General features: G+C 57.6%; 13 protein-coding genes. 12 read left to right on the forward strand and 1 reads right to left on the reverse strand.

Going from position 1 to position 17,596, the window contains the following annotated elements:
- Window positions 1–42: 42 nt before the first annotated feature.
- From N8A98_RS01385 to ku (N8A98_RS01415), 7 genes are all read left to right on the forward strand, one after another.
- Entirely contained in the window at window positions 43–1,809 is a 1,767-nt protein-coding gene (locus tag N8A98_RS01385) for an SLC13 family permease (RefSeq protein WP_262165173.1), read from the forward strand.
- 234 nt (window positions 1,810–2,043) lie between these two features.
- Window positions 2,044–2,850, forward strand: coding sequence for a TIGR02587 family membrane protein (locus tag N8A98_RS01390; protein ID WP_262165175.1), 807 nt, complete (start codon window positions 2,044–2,046; stop codon window positions 2,848–2,850).
- Window positions 2,851–2,858: 8 nt separating this feature from the next.
- Window positions 2,859–3,272, forward strand: coding sequence for a hypothetical protein (locus N8A98_RS01395; RefSeq protein WP_262165177.1), 414 nt, complete (start codon window positions 2,859–2,861; stop codon window positions 3,270–3,272).
- Between the two features lie 99 nt (window positions 3,273–3,371).
- Entirely contained in the window at window positions 3,372–4,112 is a 741-nt protein-coding gene (locus tag N8A98_RS01400) for a GGDEF domain-containing protein (protein ID WP_262165179.1), read from the forward strand.
- Window positions 4,113–4,285: 173 nt separating this feature from the next.
- The gene (locus N8A98_RS01405; protein WP_262165181.1) at window positions 4,286–6,289 is read left to right on the forward strand and encodes a methyl-accepting chemotaxis protein; all 2,004 of its coding nucleotides are present in this window, start codon (window positions 4,286–4,288) and stop codon (window positions 6,287–6,289) included.
- A 213-nt stretch (window positions 6,290–6,502) separates the two neighbouring features.
- Window positions 6,503–6,922, forward strand: a complete 420-nt coding sequence (locus N8A98_RS01410) for a DUF2267 domain-containing protein (RefSeq protein WP_262165183.1) — start codon at window positions 6,503–6,505, stop codon at window positions 6,920–6,922.
- A gap of 187 nt (window positions 6,923–7,109) precedes the next feature.
- Window positions 7,110–7,931 (forward strand): non-homologous end joining protein Ku, encoded by an 822-nt coding sequence (gene ku, locus N8A98_RS01415; RefSeq protein ID WP_262165919.1) that lies wholly within the window; start codon window positions 7,110–7,112, stop codon window positions 7,929–7,931.
- On the opposite strand, the gene ku (N8A98_RS01420) is transcribed toward ku (N8A98_RS01415), so the two are convergent.
- Window positions 7,928–8,803: a non-homologous end joining protein Ku gene (ku, locus tag N8A98_RS01420; protein ID WP_262165185.1), complete on the reverse strand. Its 876-nt coding sequence runs from the start codon at window positions 8,801–8,803 to the stop codon at window positions 7,928–7,930. The two genes, ku (N8A98_RS01415) and ku (N8A98_RS01420), sit on opposite strands and share 4 nt — an antisense overlap.
- A gap of 1,167 nt (window positions 8,804–9,970) precedes the next feature.
- Between ku (N8A98_RS01420) and N8A98_RS01425 the strand changes: the two genes are divergently transcribed.
- The 5 genes from N8A98_RS01425 (at window position 9,971) to N8A98_RS01445 (ending at window position 17,516) form a co-directional block, all read left to right on the forward strand.
- Window positions 9,971–10,285: a hypothetical protein gene (locus tag N8A98_RS01425; protein ID WP_262165187.1), complete on the forward strand. Its 315-nt coding sequence runs from the start codon at window positions 9,971–9,973 to the stop codon at window positions 10,283–10,285.
- Window positions 10,286–11,854: 1,569 nt separating this feature from the next.
- Complete coding sequence (locus N8A98_RS01430; protein ID WP_315974455.1) at window positions 11,855–14,248, forward strand: autotransporter family protein; 2,394 nt, start codon at window positions 11,855–11,857, stop codon at window positions 14,246–14,248.
- A gap of 511 nt (window positions 14,249–14,759) precedes the next feature.
- Window positions 14,760–14,939 carry a hypothetical protein gene (locus N8A98_RS01435; RefSeq protein ID WP_262165189.1) on the forward strand — a complete coding sequence of 60 codons (180 nt, stop codon included), beginning with the start codon at window positions 14,760–14,762 and terminating at the stop codon, window positions 14,937–14,939.
- Between the two features lie 82 nt (window positions 14,940–15,021).
- Window positions 15,022–15,453: a hypothetical protein gene (locus tag N8A98_RS01440; RefSeq protein WP_262165190.1), complete on the forward strand. Its 432-nt coding sequence runs from the start codon at window positions 15,022–15,024 to the stop codon at window positions 15,451–15,453.
- A gap of 1,097 nt (window positions 15,454–16,550) precedes the next feature.
- A complete protein-coding gene (locus N8A98_RS01445) occupies window positions 16,551–17,516 on the forward strand; it encodes an ABC transporter substrate-binding protein (RefSeq protein WP_262165192.1) in 966 nt (321 codons plus the stop codon).
- Window positions 17,517–17,596: the final 80 nt, after the last annotated feature.

The following is a 17,596-nucleotide window of genomic DNA, read 5'->3' on the forward strand; positions in this document are numbered from 1 at the left end:
TTAAGTTCTTCCGCGTTGACCGTGGCTTATGGAGCCCCGCCAATGACCACGCCCCAGATTCTCGCCTTCGGCATCATCTTGCTCATGATGGTTGCTTTCATTTGGGGGCGCTGGCGTTATGACCTCGTCGCCGCCGGCGCACTGCTCCTCGCCGTCGCTGTCGGAGTGGTTGCTCCTGGCGCCGCCTTTTCAGGGCTTTCGGACGATATTGTTGTGATCGTGGGTAGTGCGCTGATCGTCAGCGCTGCCGTGGCGCGCTCCGGGATTATGGAGGTGGCCGTCAGGCGGTTTGCGCCCAATGTCAGCACACCTCGAGCCCAATTGATTCTGTTGGTTTTAGTCGTCACCATTCTTTCGGCCTTCATTAAGAACATCGGAGCCTTAGCGATCATGATCCCGATCGCCTTCCAAATGGCTCGCAGCTCGGGCGTTTCGCCCTCGCTGTTTTTAATGCCGATGTCATTCGGGTCGCTGCTAGGCGGGCTTATGACCCAGATTGGAACGTCGCCTAACATCATCGTTTCCCGGGTCCACGAGGAACTCACCGGCACCCCGTTCAGCATGTTCGATTTTACACCGGTCGGCGCCACCTTGGCCCTAGTTGGCGTCGTGTTCCTGTCCATCTGTTACAAGCTGCTACCCGAGCGGACGCGCGAGAGCCTTTCCATGGATCAGGCGATTGAGATCAAGAATTATACAACCGAGGCGCAAGTAGCTCAGGATTCTCCAAGCGTCGGGCAGACGGTGAGTGCCATTCAAGCCCTTAGCGGCGGGCAGGCAATGATAATCGGCATCATTTCGGCCGCCGGCAAGCGACGCACGCCCTTACCAGACGCTATCGTGCAAGGTGGCGATCTGCTCTTGCTGGAAGGGGAACCTGAGGCCCTCGACAAAATGGTCGCGCAGGGCAAATTAGCCTTTTCCGAGCGCCGCGATGCCAAGGTTGCATCCGCAGAAACTGGCGTCGTCGAGGCCGTTATTGGGGAGCATTCGAGCCTGATCGGTCGCAGCGCGCGCGAGTTGACGCTGTTCGACATCACGGGCCTTAACCTCCTGGCGGTTAGCCGGCGCGATAAGCGGTTCACTGAGCGCCTTGGAGAGATCAGGTTTCAGAACGGCGATGTCATCGTTCTTCAGGGAAATCTGCGGGAGTTGCCGGAACTACTGCGCCAATGGGACTGTCTGCCGCTCGTTGAACGTAACCTGAAGCTTGGCAGCGCACGTAACGGATTGGCACCTCTCGTCATCCTGGCATTGGCAATGGGCAGCACCGCACTTGGCCTTGTCTCGGTGCCGCTCGCTTTCTTTGCTGCGGCCTTCTTGATGGTGGTCTCTCGCACCATTCCTCTGCGAGAGATCTACACTCACCTCGACGCTCCCATCCTAATCATGCTGGCAGCACTCATCCCGGTTAGTGACTCCTTGCGAACCACGGGCGCCACCGACCTTATCGCCAACTGGCTGTCGGAAACCGCTAGTGTGCTACCGCCATATGGGGCCTTGGCGCTCATTATGGTTGCCGCAATGGCGGTCACGCCGTTTCTGAACAATGCCGCAACTGTGTTGGTAATGGCGCCGATCGCAGCCACCTTCGCGACAGACCTGGGGTTTCAGCCCCAAGCTTTTCTAATGGCAGTGGCGATAGGGGCGGGGTCGGACTTCCTCACGCCCATCGGACATCAATGCAACACTCTCGTTATGGCCCCCGGCGGCTATCGATTTGGCGACTATTGGCGGCTGGGGCTGCCGTTATCGCTCCTCGTCGTTTTAGTGGCAGTTCCCATGCTGATATTGGTGTGGGGGATATGAGGCCAGTCCGGCGCAACTGGCGCAAGCGAGCGGAACTGGCCCGCAGGAGCCAGCGTTACCGGGCAGACTAGTCCGCTTCCGTCTTGGTTGGAGTCTTGTGTTGCGAACCGAGGTTCGGCTTTCAATGTTTGGTTTGGCCGGGACGTTTGGACCGGGCATGAGAACCGTTTGTCGCCCCACCAGAGCGGCGAAAGCAATTGAGCGCTCCTTCCCCGCCGTTGAGAAGCTTTGCCGATGACCGGTGCCTCCAAGATGCGCACCGGACTCGGTAGAGCATTCGGTGGCGCATTGGTGTTTTCACTGCCCATGCTGATGACTATGGAGATGTGGGATCTGGGCTTCGCCATGGAACGCTGGAAAGCCGTCCTGTTGTTGGCCGCGAGCCTGCCCATGCTGATGTTCTTGTCGCATTACTCCGGCTTCGAGCGAACTTGGGATTGGCGCGAGGATGCCCGTGACGTGGCCATCGCATATGGCGTTGGTCTGCTGACGAGTGCATTCGTGCTGGGTCTGCTCGGCATTGTCGGAGCGGGAATGAGCCTTTCGGAAATCGCCGGCAAAGTCGGATTGCAGTCCATACCTGGAGCGTTGGGAGCCCTATTGGGTCGCAGCCAATTCGGTAAAGACGCCAAAGACAGCCAGCGCGAACAAACCTTCTTCGGGGAGCTGGGTATCATGATGATTGGCGCACTGTTTCTTGCATTGAACGTGGCGCCAACCGAAGAGATGGTGCTCATTTCATATCGGATGACGAGCATTCACACACTCGCACTTATCCCCGCCACGCTGCTCATCATGCATGTTTTCGTTTATGCAACCGAATTCTCAAGTAGCACCGAGCTGACACCCGATACGCCGTGGTGGAGCGCTTTCCTGCGGTTTACGCTGGTAGGATATGCTGTGTCGCTGTTGGTGGCCTTGTACCTCTTATGGACATTCGGGCATCTGGACGGGGTAAGCGCCGGCAATGGGCTGCGGGTAGTCGTGGTTTTAGGCTTCCCGGCAGCCATTGGAGCGGCGGCTGCCAGACTGATACTGTAGAGGTGAGGATGACCAAGAAACCTACGCCGCGTAAATCCACGACTAAGTCGGCCACGGGTGATCGAGTTGAATGGACCCTGGCGAGCGCCGCGGCGCTTACCGTGCTGGGCCTTTTTGGCTATCTGGTCTACGACGCCTTTGCTGCGGGAGACGGCAGACCACGGATCGAGTTGCAGCGCGGCGAGATAAGCGGAAGCGGGCCAGTCTATCTCGAAGTGGAAGTATCCAATTCCGGCAGTGGCACTGCCGCGGACGTAGAAATCGAGGGCGAGGTCAGGACCGCGTCAGGCAAACCGGTCCTCGCGCATGCCACACTCGACTACGCGCCCGCGGAATCAACCAAAAGCATCACGCTCGTCTTTCCGGCTGGCACAAGTGGCGAGGCGGTAGAGTTGCGCGTTGCGGGATTTAGGGATCCTTGATCTCCTCGGCCAACCAAGCGGTAGCCGGAATTCTAGGTGTCAGATTAACGGACGCTTGATGATGCCGTGACAGACATGGAGCTCCTAAAGGACATTTCGATGCTCCGTGTTGTCGTAAAATCCGTGCTGATAACCCTAGCTGTGATTGTCGTGGGCCAGGTGATTTCCTACTCGGGCCGAATGGCGACTGGCCAGCCGTTTACCCCCTATGTCTTTTTCATGAACAGCTTCCTGCCGCTCGTGACGGCGCTGCCTGCCTCCCTGATTATTTTTTGGCAACAGCACCGCATTCAGCAGGCCCATCTCGCGCTAAAAAGGGCGCATGAGGAACTGGCCGTTCGAGCTGCTCATGACGGGCTAACCGGTTTGCTCAACCGAGAGACCTTTCTGGCGAGGTTGGGCGCGCCAGGCGCACTACTGCTAATCGACGCCGACAATTTCAAAGCGATCAATGATACTTTCGGGCACGCCGAAGGTGACACTGCATTGCGCCTTATCGCAGCAGCACTGCGGTCCGGCAGTTCCCCGAGTTGGATTATTGGACGGATAGGCGGTGAAGAGTTCGCCGTGTTTATCCCAAATGCGTCAGCTACTGAAGCTGCTTCCGCAGGCGAAAAGCTACGCTCATTAGTGGCCAACGTTCAGTTTTATCCGGTTCATTCCACCCCTTACCCCCTCAGCGTCAGTATTGGCCTAGCGGTCGGCACGGAAGACATAGATTTGCAGCATGCCTTTCGGCAGGCAGACGTTAACCTCTACGCAGCCAAAGCCGCTGGGCGGAATACAGTCGTGGCGTCCTCAGTCAAACCCCGACTAGTTAGCCACAGTTCGGTAGCTTGATTGAGTTGCGAGTTTTTGCAGCGTGTCCAGGTCGGTCCAAGACTGGGAGCGCCCCTGACTTCATCTTCCCCCCTGTAAGCCATTTGTCAGGAAGGTTAGTTAACCGAAATTGCCTAAGAATATTGCGTCGCCGTCTTTCTTTGAGCGCGGTGTATCAGTGATCAGAGGCCGCCATGTTCTCCCGTATTTCCGTTGCCAATCGCATCTTTGCTGCCTTTGGTGCGCTTATCGTCATTCTCACGGGTATCGGCACGGTGGGATATTACGGAGTGTCCAGCGTCGCCGGGATCTTTGAAAACTATTTGCACGCCGCGCGCGAGACCCTCGAGCTGAGTGACTACACCAACGATCTGATTGATCTGCGGCTCTCTACAGATGCGTTTTTTCGTGAGCCGGGGTCGTTTTCTACTGAAGAAATTGTCGCCAAGATCGAAGACGTCGGCACAATCGATGCTGATGGTTATGCTAGGTTTGAGGGGGATGCTCTAGCTCTTAGCGAGTTGGCCAAACTGGTGGAAACGGCAAAGGCTTACCAGTCGGTATTCGGAACTGTTGCCGTAGGTGCGGATGGTGACCATTCATCCGACCTGGCCCAGCTCGATGCTTTAGCGGAAAGCATGGCACAGAATCTCAAAACAGTGTTCGAACACGCCAAGGATGTTCAGAACACTCTTGGCCCGCAAGCTCTGTCGCGAATTGATTTTACAGAAGCCGTGGTCGTTATCAGTTCGGTTTTTGGCATCGTGGTCGGCCTAGCCTTGGCGTTTTTTACTGGCCGTTGGTTGTCCCGAGCTCTCAAAGACATGACCCAGCTTATGGGGGAGCTGGCACACGGCAATTATCAGGTGGCAATAAATAATGCTGAGCAGGATCACGAGCTCGGTCGGATGGCGAAGGCCTTGAAGGTTTTTCAGCAGAACGGTTTGGCGGTGCAATTATCCAACGCCGAACGCGCTCAGCGCATCCAAGAGGCCGAGTTGCGGGCAGCGACAATGGAGCGCTTCCAAACCTCGTTTGCACAAACCATTCAGGCCGCCGTTGGAGGTGATTTCAGTAGCCGCATTCGCGATGACTTCGGCGACGCTGCTCTCGACCAGGTAGCTGGCAACATGAACACAATGCTGCAAACCACCGAGTCAGCATTGGCAGAAGCCGGCAAGGTGCTTTCTGCGCTGGCGCGGACTGACCTAACGCAAAAAATGGAAGGCCAATATCTGGGTGCTTTTGCTGCCCTGAAAGGTGACACCAATGCCGTAAGCGAACGGCTTACAGAAATGGTTATCTCGCTGCGTGGCACCTCCAGTTCGCTCAAGGCAGCGACGGGTGAGATATTGACTGGCGCCAACGACCTTGCGGAACGCACGACGAAGCAGGCCGCAGCAATTGAACAAACGTCGGCTGCCATGGAGCAGTTGGCCGGAACGGTCAAGGAGAATGCTCAAAAGATCGAGCAAGCCGCAGGTCGCACTACGTCAGCGGCCCAGCTTGCCGAAGAAGGTGGCCAAGTCATGGGCCAAGCCAACGAGGCCATGGAGCGCATTACCAGCTCTTCTAGCAAAATCTCCGACATTATCGGGCTGATTGACGACATCGCTTTCCAGACCAACTTGCTTGCGTTGAACGCGTCCGTAGAGGCAGCCCGGGCTGGAGAGGCCGGCAAGGGTTTTGCAGTAGTTGCTGTCGAAGTACGTCGATTGGCACAGTCTGCAGCTCAAGCATCCTCAGACGTGAAGCATTTGATCGAGCAGAGCACGCAGGAGGTCAGCGGCGGAACTAAGCTGGTTTCACTGGCAGCCGACAAGCTCGAGGCGATCCTGCGAGCCGTCCGAGAAAACAATGAGCTTATGAAGGCTGTATCAAGCGCCAGCACCGAGCAGAGTTCGGCCATCGGGGAGGTCACTTCTGCCATCCGCCATATGGACGAAATGACTCAGCACAATGCAGCGCTTGTTGAACAAACCAACGCCGCTATCGAGCAGACCGAGGCCCAGGCAAACGAGCTAGATCAGGCCGTTGCGATATTCCGTGTGAGCGCGCCAGCAGTGACGGCGGTTAACGCACTCGCGGCACTACAATCTGCCAGCAAGCCAGTGCTACGACAGAACGCACAGAATGCCACGCGGACGTATCTGAGCCGTGGAAATATCGCTGTCAAAGAAGAGTGGAGCGAGTTCTAACCTGGTGCTGAGACCGTGTTCGCCCATCGTTGGACTTGGGTCCGATGCCCATGCTTGCTATCGCAAGCACATGTAGACCGCTCTGGCGGCTGGACGCTCAGCGAGCAAAGTTCTAATCCAATAGCGCGATCCAAAGACAGACGCATCGGACCGAGGACGGCAGTCCGCTTTAGATCAAACGACGAGCCATTTGGTGTTTTCGGCGAGGGCCCAATGACGGTTCCGAAGGATTACCGCCGCGCCTCGGAGCAATTCGACGATTTGCTAAAGGATGCGGCGGTTGAAGCCGGCCTGGAAACGCGCAACCAAGCCTACACCATGCTCCAGGGTGTCCTTCAGGTTTTTAGACGACGGCTGGAAGTACAGGACGCGATCAATTTCGCACAAGTGCTACCACCCCTAGCCAGAGCGCTCTTCATTGAGAATTGGGAGCCTGGCCAGGCTTTGTCCTCAAATTGGGACCCGTCGGCTCTGTCCCGGGAGGTGCAGCAATTGCGTGTTCATCATAACTTTTCGCCGAATACGGCAATTCAGAATGTCGCTGCTGCACTGCGAAAACACGTCGATCAAACGGAGTTCACTAAGTGCTTGGCGCGCTTGCCACCGGAGGCGCGGGCATTCTGGGAGGAATGAGCATCTGCACCGCACACTGATCAATAGCGGCAACTCGCCGTCACGAACGCAGCACACCGCCTGGTTCTCACAGAGCACATGAGTTTCCTGGGCCGCCTAGGAGTTGTTGCGGCATAGGACATTGCCTCCTCAGCAGGGAACACACGAGCCTAGATTGGCGTTTGCCTGGGGACTGAAGGAGGCGACCATGGCACCTCGGCCTTATTGGAGAGGTTATCTGAAACTGTCACTGGTTACCTGCGCAGTGACTTTGTCGCCCGCGATCACCGAAGGCGAGAAAGTCCGGTTTCACACGCTCAACCGCAGGACCGGCGACCGCATCTATACGCGCTACATCGATGCCGTTTCAGGAAAGACCGTCGACGAAGACGATCAGGCCAAAGCCTATGAGAAGGGGGAAGACGACTACGTGATCCTTGAGGACGAGGATCTCGATGCTGTTCAACTCGAGAGTGCCCGCACGATCGATATCGATGAGTTCGTGGAGGCGGACACGATCGAATGGGTCTATTTTGACAGTCCCTATTTTGTTGTGCCGGCTGACGAGGTCGGTGAAGAGGCGTTCACGGTCATTCGGGAGGCCATGTCCGACAGCAAGGTCGTGGGGATTTCTCGGCTCGTCTTGGGCGGCCGCGAGCGCGCCGTTATGCTGCAGCCTTGGGACAAGGGAATTGTCCTTTGGACACTGCGCTATGGCGATGAAGTGCGCGAGGAAGATGAGTATTTCAAAAGCGTCCAAGCTCAAAAGCCTGAAAACAAGCTGCTGTCGATGGTTGAGGAAATTATCGAGCAGCGGACGGTGGCATGGTCAGACTCTATGGTGAAAGATCCGGTTCAAGACCGGCTCCTCGAAATCATCAAGTCCAAAAAGTCTTCCAAGCGCAAGGCCACGCCCAAGAAAGGGGCCGAGCAAAACGCCGAGCCCAAGGACAATGTGATTGACCTGATGTCAGCTCTGAAAAAGAGCTTAGAGGGAAAGGCCAAGCAGAACCGCAGGTCTGACGGTTAACTTGCCTTTCTGCGCGCCGCTGCCCGTTTCGACGCTGTGGTGCTAGACCTCTTTGCTGAAGCCGCCTTCTTGGGTGCTTTCTTGTGATCCTGCTCTTGTTTGCCGCCTGCGCTCAGGCGGAGTGCTTCGAGCAGATCATTTGCCTTGGTGGGCTCAGGTGTACGGAAAGGGATGATCTTTCTGCCCTCGATTTTGGCGCGCACCATCTCCGTCAAGGCTTCCTCATATCGATCCTCGAACTTGTCCGGTTCGAATTTTCCGGCCTTGGTTTTGAGTATGTGTTGCGCAAGCTCTAGCATCTCTGGGTCGATTTTTTGCTTGGAGATGCCGCTGAAAGCCTCGCGTGACGAGCGCACTTCGTAGTCGAAGTTCAAGGTGGTCGCGATCAGACCCTTATGATGGGCGCGGATCAGAACTGGCCGTAGGCGGCGAAACAATACGGTGTGCGCTATTGCGGCAGCCTTCCGATTGCGAAGCGCTTCGCGGATTAAGACGAAGGTCTCCTCTGTCGCTTCGCTCGCCGGCAATAGATAATAGGGGCGGTCGAAATAGGTCTGGTCGATCTGACCGCAGGCTATGAATTTGTCGACCGAGAGCACCTTGTCGCTATCGGGAACGGCGGCCGCGATTTCTTCTGGCTCGAGCACGACATATGACCCTTCATGGGTTTCATAGCCTTTGACCTGATCGTCCTGTTCCACAGGTTTATTGGTCTTCTCATCAACATAGACCCGGCGCAGACGATGACCGGTCTTCCGATTCACCATGTGCAGGGCAATGCGCTCTGAGGTGGTTGCGGCGGTGTACATCTTCACCGGGCAGACAACTTCGGCAATTTTTATTGCTCCGGTCCAAATCGCGCGTGCGGCCATTTCATCCTCCAGTCGAGGTGAAACGAGGTGGCGAACGAGCCGTTCCCCTCGACGGTACTAACGCCGTACAGCGGCATGGGGTGTTCCGGGCGGTTACATCGAGGCGGATCAGGTGGTTTGGGAAGGCAACCGAAAAGCGGCGGATCGGCCACCCTCCCAAAGGGCGTTATGCCCCGCCAAATAATGCGGCGGTGGTGGGTCAGTTGCGGGATTAACGCCGAGCAGCCGGCAAGACGATTACGCTCCGTGCCGCGGCAGCGATGGTGGGGAGGCCGTTGCAGCCGCGATAGCGTCTTTCATCCACTCGAATGATCCGTCTGGCCCTGGGCAAGTGGTCGAGCGGAAGGAAAGGGTTGCGCGCCGGCCTAGTACCGAAACGCTTCACAAAGGATCGGCTTGCCACTGTCTCGGCCGACGAGGCGCGAACCGATCGGCGGCTAAATGCGCTTGAGGTAGCCAACCGCAAGGATGGACAACCTTGAATATCGGTCGGGCACTGATATTCGGATCATTAATTGCCCGCAGCGCGTTCAGGACGCTTCGCGCTTTGCAGCCCTGACCCTCGGGTCAGAGCTTTTGCGTTTAGGCGGGAGAGCGGCAAGCGGGGGCTGGCCACCCTCCCTAACCCTGGCAGGGCTGTTCGGATATCTGGCGACCCTTTGGGCCGTAGGCAAGTTCCAAGCGCTCGTGATCGCTTACATTTTACCCAGCAGCATTCGCGCTGTTTGCAACAACTGGCGAGCGCTTGCGATCTCCCGACGTATCTCTACCCGCCTGTCATGAAGCATCTTCGCATTCTTCCGGGCTTCCGCCCGCGTCGAAGCAGCCCTCAGCATGGCCTCGTCTGCTGCTCGCAGCGCCGCGTTCAATCTGTCTTCGAGGTCGTCTGCCAAACTCATGCCCACCCAGTGCGGACTAACTTACTCGAAGAAATGCCCAACAGGCCAGTGAGGTGCCACGGAATAACATGGGCTAGTCCCGGACGCGGATGGGGTCGTGGGCTGATCCTGTCTGGTCATAGCCAAGGCAACGAGTGCAACCCTCCGCATAACCGCATCGCCGTCATCGCATCAGTGCGCTGCTAAATCACAAGCCGCTCATAGCCCTATTGTGTAGGAACTATTGGTCGTCGCTTTAGCTTTGCCCCTCGTAAAGAGGAGCATAAACATGAACTGGTGGTCTGAAACTGCGGTGCTATGGCTTCCTGTCGCGGAACAGCCCTATCCCGCTGAATTTGCCGATCGGGCTCGTCCTGGATCAAGTGACTTTTACTATTATGCTCTGGACGCGTTCGAAGCTATTTCACAGCGTCGGACACGCGAGTTTGAGCGCGAACCTTGGGCCTATGTCTTTGATAGCCAACAAATCCTGTCGCCTGCGGAAATCGACCAGTTAATGGTTGAATGGCGAACGCAGGCTCAAAACGTGCGGAAAATTGGACTGGCAGCCGCTGCCCCTAGGCAATTTAGTCCTCGGCTCTGAGGGTGTCGGTATAGGGAACCAAGCTGGGCGGTACCGGGTTTAAGATCCGCATTGTGTTTCCTGGACGTTCGCGATGTAGCCCTGGCCGGAAGGTCGGGGCTTTTTGCCTTAGCCTCTCGCAAGCTGCCCCATCCCAAGGTGGCCAGCAAGTAACCGTTGAGCAGCGATTTCGGGTGACTCATTTCCAACCGCAACGGTCAACATGCGTCCGTCGATGGCCACGTGGACGATATTATATTCAATGAAAAATGATGCCCGGTGAGCGTTGCCGCACCTGTCACGAACTTCGATGTCATAGACAGTGTTATTACTGAAAAAAGCACTCGCCATCGCCTCGCCTCAAACTTCGACAGGCAAGAGTTAGGACCCAGTCCTCAGAATGCCGGGGCAGTTGGCTGTCAGCGCCGGCATGCCGCAGACCTTGGGCCGACATTAAGGTTGAGCGTATACTTTCGGCTCCGATGAGTCGATGACGTTGAGCGCCTCCGCGCGGGGCATGTTGGCGGCAGTCTTGGAAATCTTGCATTGAACGGCAACGCCGATCGCGGCTGCCATGCAGGCGGGGGCAGCCCTGTCCATATGGCAGAGAGGGCAACCCATTATTGGCTTATTGGTAGCTGGTTTGACCCGGCTCTAACGGCGCATCGGGGATAGCCCCCTGACCTTGCATCGAAGTTTGACCCGGCTCCGGAGGAGCATCGTAGGTTGTTCTGGGGCCTGAGAAAGTAGTTCTGACCTGGCTCCGGTGGAGCATCATAATTCGAACTTGTGCTGTTGCAGCCGGCGAGCATGACGGCCGTGCCAGCTACCATTGCCAGAAGGCGAAGATTGTTTTGCATTGAAAGCGACCTTTTAAAAAGTTGGCAGGTACAGTCTCGATGCGAACACGAGAATGTGTTCAGGAATGGGCACGCGGCCCAACGAGCCGGCTTTGTGGTCTTGCTTTGTCGGAGGATGCTAGTCCTGCCCGGTCGCGCCCCAGTCGATCCTCCCCGCCGGCTGCACCGACATCCGGGTGATCCGAGATTGTGGAGCGCGGCGCCGGACCGCCGAGATCGTAACGGAAGCCCTGCAGCCGCTAGCGGGATCTGTCGCTTGTTTGCACGGGCCGAGCTGGCGAGCAATTCCTTAAGTACACGAAGACGTTGCAATAGGGACCATATTGTCTAGCCGTTTTGATCCAGCGCATAGTTGCGATGGTTCGATTCGAGCCAGCTATTAGCTTTGGGGACGAATATGGGCGGCGGCGCGTTCGGAAATCGGCACTCTGACGAAGAAGTGTTTCTCACAAGCGTGTGCCCAGCCAGCAGTCTGCCTTCGGATGGCCTACCGCTAAACCACGGTCGCACGAGGCGAAACTTCCGAGCCAACTTGCTTCGTTTGCTCTTGATCAGTGCCTCGGCAGGGACGCTTCTTTGCCTTTCCACGGGGTTGGCATCGGCGCAAGTCTGGCTCGGTACGACGAACAACGATTGGACTGTAGCCACAAACTGGTCGACCGGCGCCGTACCCGTTGCCGGCAATACCGTCCGCATCGGTACGACTTCACCGTATCCGACCGTCCTTGGCGTGGCCGGGCCCGTTGTCGGCACCACCGGGCAACTGTACGTCGGCACCGGCAATCTGACAATCCAGAACGGCAGCACGCTTACAAGCAACGGGGCCGAGTTTCACATCGGCAGCGTTGCCGGGAACAATGGCACAGTCACGGTCACCGGAGCTGGATCGCGGTGGCTTACATCCGGCGCCGGGATCGAAATCGGCGCTGGCGGCACTGGTACGCTCAACATCCAGGACGGCGCTACAGTTACTAGCCAATCGACCGTCAGTCTCGGGACCTTGAGCGGTACGGGCACCCTCAATATTATAGGTGGTACCCTCGAAACTAACAATGTCTTGCGCAGTGGTGTTGGGGGCCAAGCCAATTTCGATAACGGGATTCTGCGTGCCAGGATAAATAACAACTTCTTCCTCTCCGGTTTCACGCCAGGAATGCTCAATATTGCTGGCGGCGGTCTGACCTTAGACACCCAGGCTTTCACCCTAAGGGTGGCCTCTGTTTTTTCAGGCGTCGGCGGGTTGACCAAGACCGGCACCGGCACACTAACTCTCACGGGATCCCAGCTCTATGCGGGTCCAACGGTGATCCAGGCCGGCACGCTTTCCCTGACTGGTAACGGCTCGCTTGCCGCGTCAAGCCGGGTGGTCGCTGACGGGACCTTCAACGCCTCGGGTATCACGGCGGCGGGCACGAGCATTCAGAGCCTCGCCGGAAGTGGCGCGGTCACGCTCGGTACCAAGAACTTGACGATCACTGATGCAAAGAACGACGTGTTCTCCGGCATCATTGCTGGCGCGGGCGGGCTGACTATCTCCGGTGGCACCCAGACGCTGACCGGCACCAACACCTATGCCGGACCGACCATCGTTCGGGCGGGAACTCTGGCGGTCAACGGCTCGATTACTAGCGCGACGAGTGTGGAGGCCGGCGGTACGCTTGGCGGCACCGGCACGATTTTTGGCGATGTGACCAGTGCGGGCATTGTGGCGCCGGGCAATTCCATCGGCACGCTGACAGTGGCGGGAAACTACATCAGCAATGGCGGAGCGCTGGAGGTCGAAACCGTGCTGGGAGGCGATGCGTCGCCCACCGACCTGCTGGTGATCACCGGCAATTCTATCCTTGGCAGCGGCCCGACCCAGGTCGGCGTCGTTAACCTGGGCGGCTCGGGGGCTGCCACGGTTGAAGGCATCAAGATCGTCGATGTCGCAGGCATTTCCGATGCTGGCGCCTTTGCCTTGCTGGGGAATTATGTCTTTGAGGGAGATCAGGCGGTCGTCGGTGGCGCCTATGCCTATCGGCTCTATCAGAATGGGGTGAGTACCCCGGCTGATGGCGATTGGTATCTGCGGTCCACGCTGACCAATCCGGTCATACCACCGGGCACTCCGCCGGGTACGCCGATCCCTCCAGCCACGCCGCTCTATCAGCCCGGCGTGCCACTCTACGAGAGCTATGCCAATGTGCTGCAGAGCTTCAACGCGCTGGGCACGCTGCGGCAGCGGCTGGGTGGTCGAGCTTGGTCTGGAGCCGGGGTGATCGAGACCGATCTGCCGCAAGGCAATCTGGGTGCCTGGGGCCGCATCGAGGCGAGCCATGCCAAGTTCGATCCCCAAACTTCGACCAGTGGCGCCAGCTACGATGTCGATCTTTGGAAATTGCAGGCTGGTGCCGACGGCGTACTCTACCGTGGCGATGCCGGCAGCCTGATCGGCGGCGTCTCGCTCGAATATGGCACGCTCTCTGCCGATATTGCTTCGCCGCATGGTGACGGCTCGATCAACAGCACCGGTTTCGGCGTGGGCAGCGCGTTGACCTGGTACGGCAGCACCGGCTTTTACCTCGACGGCCAGGCTCGGGTGACCTGGTATGACAGCGATCTATCCTCCAGCACCGCCGGCCTCAACCTCGCCACCGACAATGGCGGGTTCGGTTATGCCGTCAGCATCGAAGGCGGACAGCAGATCGCGCTGGGACCCAATTGGTCGATCACTCCGCAGGCTCAATTAGCCTATTCAGACGTCGATTTCGATAGCTTCACCGATGCCTTCGACGCTGCGGTCTCGTCGGACAACGGTCAAAGCCTCAAGGCCCGCTTGGGCATCTCGGTGGACTACCGAAATGAGTGGACGGACGAGGCCGGGCAAGCCGCCAGCGCCGATCTCTACGGTATTGCCAATCTCTACTATGACATGCTGGATGGCTCCCACACCGATGTTGCCGGGGTCAAGCTCGCCAGTGAGAACGACCCGCTCTGGGGCGGCGTAGGCATTGGTGGTTCCTACAATTGGGGCGACGGCAAATACGCGCTCCATGGCGAGGCATCGCTTAATACCAGCCTGCGCAATTTCGGCGACAGCTATGCCGCCAAGGGCACTGTCGGGCTCAGTGTGAAGTTCTAGCGCCGGCTCCGTGCCGGGGAACCAATCTGGAGCCAGCGAGGTTTAGTGCTCATCGCGTTGCTCGTGACGCTCGTGTGACGCGTAAGTCCTGACCCTCGGGTCAGGACTTTTCCGTTCAGCGGAATCGTGAGCGACGTGGGCAGTGGATCAATTCGCCGCCGCGCGCCTTTCGGCAATGGCGTCCTCGATCATGTCTTCGATTGCTCAAAAGTACTTACGATCATCAGGTCGCGCTCCTCCTCGGTGTCTCCGTCCGGAGCGGGCAGCCTTGAGTGTGAACTGGCGGAGCTGATGGTCAACACGGAGGTAAAACCCCGCATCGAAACGAACTGGCCCGCGTCGCTTCAAAGGTCCACCAGGAACGTCTCCAGATAATGGATATAGCGGGTCGTCAGTTCGGCGCTTGAGCGGTTCACTGTGGCTTTCATCGGTCCCTGGTTAGTGACTTATCCCCGAAATCCTCCGCCTCGCCAATGAGGTCAATCTTGTCTGGACAACAGGAGGAGACGCCATGAGCCGAGATGTGAAACGAACGGTTGCCCAATTCTTGAATGGAGTGGCTCTTGCCATTTTAGCCGCCGGCGCCATTGGGCCAGTGGCCATGGCCAATGCGACCTTGCCGTCAGTCATTGTTGCCATCGCTATCTCCGTCGGCTTACACGGTCTTGCGTTGTTTGTGTCCGCGGCGTGAGCCTTGCGAAGATTCGAACAGCACAGATGACGGTTACCTTGAAAAGAACTGTGTGGTAGCGGGACTTGTAATGGAGAGTTTTATGAAGCGTCGTTTTGCGTACGTACTGATGGCTATAGCCAGTGCGTCGCCCGCATGGGCACAGGAGAAAACTGATCTTGCATCCTGGATAGGGGAATGGACCGCTGGACCCGAACAATTCATCACTATCAAGGCTGATGGTGACGCCCTGCTTATTGAGGGAAATGCCACCTATGGCGCCGAAGATCCGGAGAAAGCGGCCATCGGCGCGATCAATGTCGGAGACTTCTCCGTGTTGGTGCCCGCAGGTTGGATCGAGCAGGGCAAGGTCTCCTTCGGTGTTGGAGAAAATGGACCTCTGCGGATCGATGATGCGGATGAGTACGATTGTGTCGTCAACATAACGCAGTCTGGCCAGACGCTTGAGGTCTCGGACAACTACATGTGCGGCGGGATGAACGTGACATTTGACGGCACCTATTCCCGAAAGTAGGTGCTGGTCGGGGACGACGATCTCCGTGGCTCGACTTTAGAAAGGCTTCTCCCTTGAGAAGGAGGGGGAAGCGACCGTTCTGTCAGAAGCCAGCAACAGCTTGCTTGGAGCCTTTCTGGGATGGCCGGCTCAGGCAGTGGTCGAGAAGGCTAATATGAGACGGTTTTGCGTGCATACTTTGCAGCAGTGAGGACAGCGGCACATACGATTTGATTGTATGGGGCTGTTGTCCCACGGGTGTCCAATTTTCGGGGAGTGTGAGACCATGCAGGCCGGCCTCGCGATCCCTGGCCTGGCGCTCTCGCCTGTCATGGCTAAAGTTGCAGCTTTGCTGATGGTGGCGGGGCGCCAATTGGAAAAGGGCGCCTGCTAGGTGACTACGGATCGGTAGCAGGCGCCGCCCCGGCGGAAGGTGATCCAACGAGGCCCCTGTCTCATATCACTGATGCTTGGGTGGACCTACGGATTGTAAACACAGCCTCGCTCACGCATCCATGCCTCAAGTTCCCCCTTGATCGCCTCGATCCGGTCTTTTTCCGGGGTTGCATGCGCGCCGTGTGCTTCCAAGTATCGATGGCACCCAAAGAGCATTGTCGAGACTGTATAGGATTGGTCGAACGCTGAAAGTCCGCCCGGCTGGCTGTCCAAGTGGTCTCGCCAACGGATGATCGCTGACGCGAAATTTTGGGGCATATATTACCTCGAACAGAAGGCCAGACCTGACAATGTTGAATCAAGCGCCGGCCATTACCGCAAGATGATTGTACCGGACATTGGCCGAAATTCTCCCTCTACTTCCTCGGTCTGACATGATCGGCGTTTTGGGCGACGCAGTGGCGCTACTAGTTTGGCCGTACGTCACTTGGTTCCTTCTACCGAAGGGCTGCAGCGTCATCGTCGCCAGGTACGGGGGACAGGCAGAAAATCACACACGAGATCGGTAGGCGGCATGATTGGTGAGTTACCGTCCGTGCAGATGCCTAAACTTGACATGTTGTATCATAAAATCTAGTCCGAAGACTTGCGCGCACGCCGTCAGGGTTGGGTCATACACGCAGCCCCCAGGGACGAATAACCAAGCTCAAGAAAGCACATTGATGAAAACGCTCATTGCTCTGATCCTTGCGGTTGCCATTAGTGTGGCGCCGACCGTTGCTCAGGAAACCCGCAGCGTCACCGTCGCCAACGGAGTATTCGAAATCCCGACCGCGCCGCAGCGCATCGTATCTCTCAACGATCAGATCGTGACGCTACCGCTCTATGAACTGGGCGCGCCGGTCATAGGTAGCGCCGGCCGTACCGCCGAGGATGGTACCCATTTCCTGCGCGGGGGCATGGATACGCTAGGGATCGACTATTCCAATACCGACATCGCCTATGTCGGCGGCTTCAATCAGCTGGACGTGGAGGCCATCGCCGCCCTGGAACCCGATCTGATTATCGGGGGACTTTACACTGACGCCAAAGTAATCGAACAACTGCAGTCGATCGCGCCGACCCTGGTGGTTGACAACGCTGACCTGGGCTTCATCGACACGCTACGAACGCTGGCCGACATTACCGGACAGAGCGGTCGCTTCGAAGCTGAATATCAACGCTATCTCGACAATGTCGAGCGCGCCCGCTCCTTCATTGGCAATACCGGCGATATCTCGGTCGCGACAACGTTCATGTTTCCCGCTGCCGAAGAACTATGGGTCTATAAGGCCAACCTTGGGGCAATCACCCGCGTGATCGATGACCTCGGCTTTGCCAAGCCCAAGGCAATCGCCGATCTCAGCGAACCCCAAATGACATTCAGTCCTGAATTGATCCAGGAGCTCGACGCCGATTTCGTCTTCGGGTTCTATCGCCAGCAGGCCGACGCCACGCCGACCACCGTTCGCGCGGCTTATGAGAAATTCTCGCCTGGCTGGTGCCAGACCCTCGCCGCCTGCCGCAACAATCAGTTCGTTCTGCTGCCTGGTCCGAGCTTCGGCAGTTCCATGACTTCGCTCGAACTCGCGCTGGAGCTGGTGGAAAGCCATATCGCCGGCCGTGGTTTCACACCCTTGGCCGAGTAGCGTAGCCGCCTGAAGGAACGGATGTTATTTGGCGGCGGTGCTGGTCATCAAGGCTGTCGAGCGGTCGTGGTCCTGCGTTG

The sequence above is a fragment of the Devosia neptuniae genome (genome assembly GCF_025452235.1).
Classification (GTDB): domain Bacteria; phylum Pseudomonadota; class Alphaproteobacteria; order Rhizobiales; family Devosiaceae; genus Devosia.

What these genes read in the sequence shown, in the direction of transcription:
- N8A98_RS01385 (WP_262165173.1), top strand. Translation starts at nt 43, where the DNA reads ATGACCACGCCCCAGATTCTCGCCTTCGGCATCATCTTGCTCATGATG.
- N8A98_RS01390 (WP_262165175.1), top strand. Translation starts at nt 2,044, where the DNA reads ATGACCGGTGCCTCCAAGATGCGCACCGGACTCGGTAGAGCATTCGGT.
- N8A98_RS01395 (WP_262165177.1), top strand. Translation starts at nt 2,859, where the DNA reads ATGACCAAGAAACCTACGCCGCGTAAATCCACGACTAAGTCGGCCACG.
- N8A98_RS01400 (WP_262165179.1), top strand. Translation starts at nt 3,372, where the DNA reads ATGCTCCGTGTTGTCGTAAAATCCGTGCTGATAACCCTAGCTGTGATT.
- N8A98_RS01405 (WP_262165181.1), top strand. Translation starts at nt 4,286, where the DNA reads ATGTTCTCCCGTATTTCCGTTGCCAATCGCATCTTTGCTGCCTTTGGT.
- N8A98_RS01410 (WP_262165183.1), top strand. Translation starts at nt 6,503, where the DNA reads ATGACGGTTCCGAAGGATTACCGCCGCGCCTCGGAGCAATTCGACGAT.
- ku (WP_262165919.1), top strand. Translation starts at nt 7,110, where the DNA reads ATGGCACCTCGGCCTTATTGGAGAGGTTATCTGAAACTGTCACTGGTT.
- ku (WP_262165185.1), bottom strand. Translation starts at nt 8,803, where the DNA reads ATGGCCGCACGCGCGATTTGGACCGGAGCAATAAAAATTGCCGAAGTT.
- N8A98_RS01425 (WP_262165187.1), top strand. Translation starts at nt 9,971, where the DNA reads ATGAACTGGTGGTCTGAAACTGCGGTGCTATGGCTTCCTGTCGCGGAA.
- N8A98_RS01435 (WP_262165189.1), top strand. Translation starts at nt 14,760, where the DNA reads ATGAGCCGAGATGTGAAACGAACGGTTGCCCAATTCTTGAATGGAGTG.
- N8A98_RS01440 (WP_262165190.1), top strand. Translation starts at nt 15,022, where the DNA reads ATGAAGCGTCGTTTTGCGTACGTACTGATGGCTATAGCCAGTGCGTCG.
- N8A98_RS01445 (WP_262165192.1), top strand. Translation starts at nt 16,551, where the DNA reads ATGAAAACGCTCATTGCTCTGATCCTTGCGGTTGCCATTAGTGTGGCG.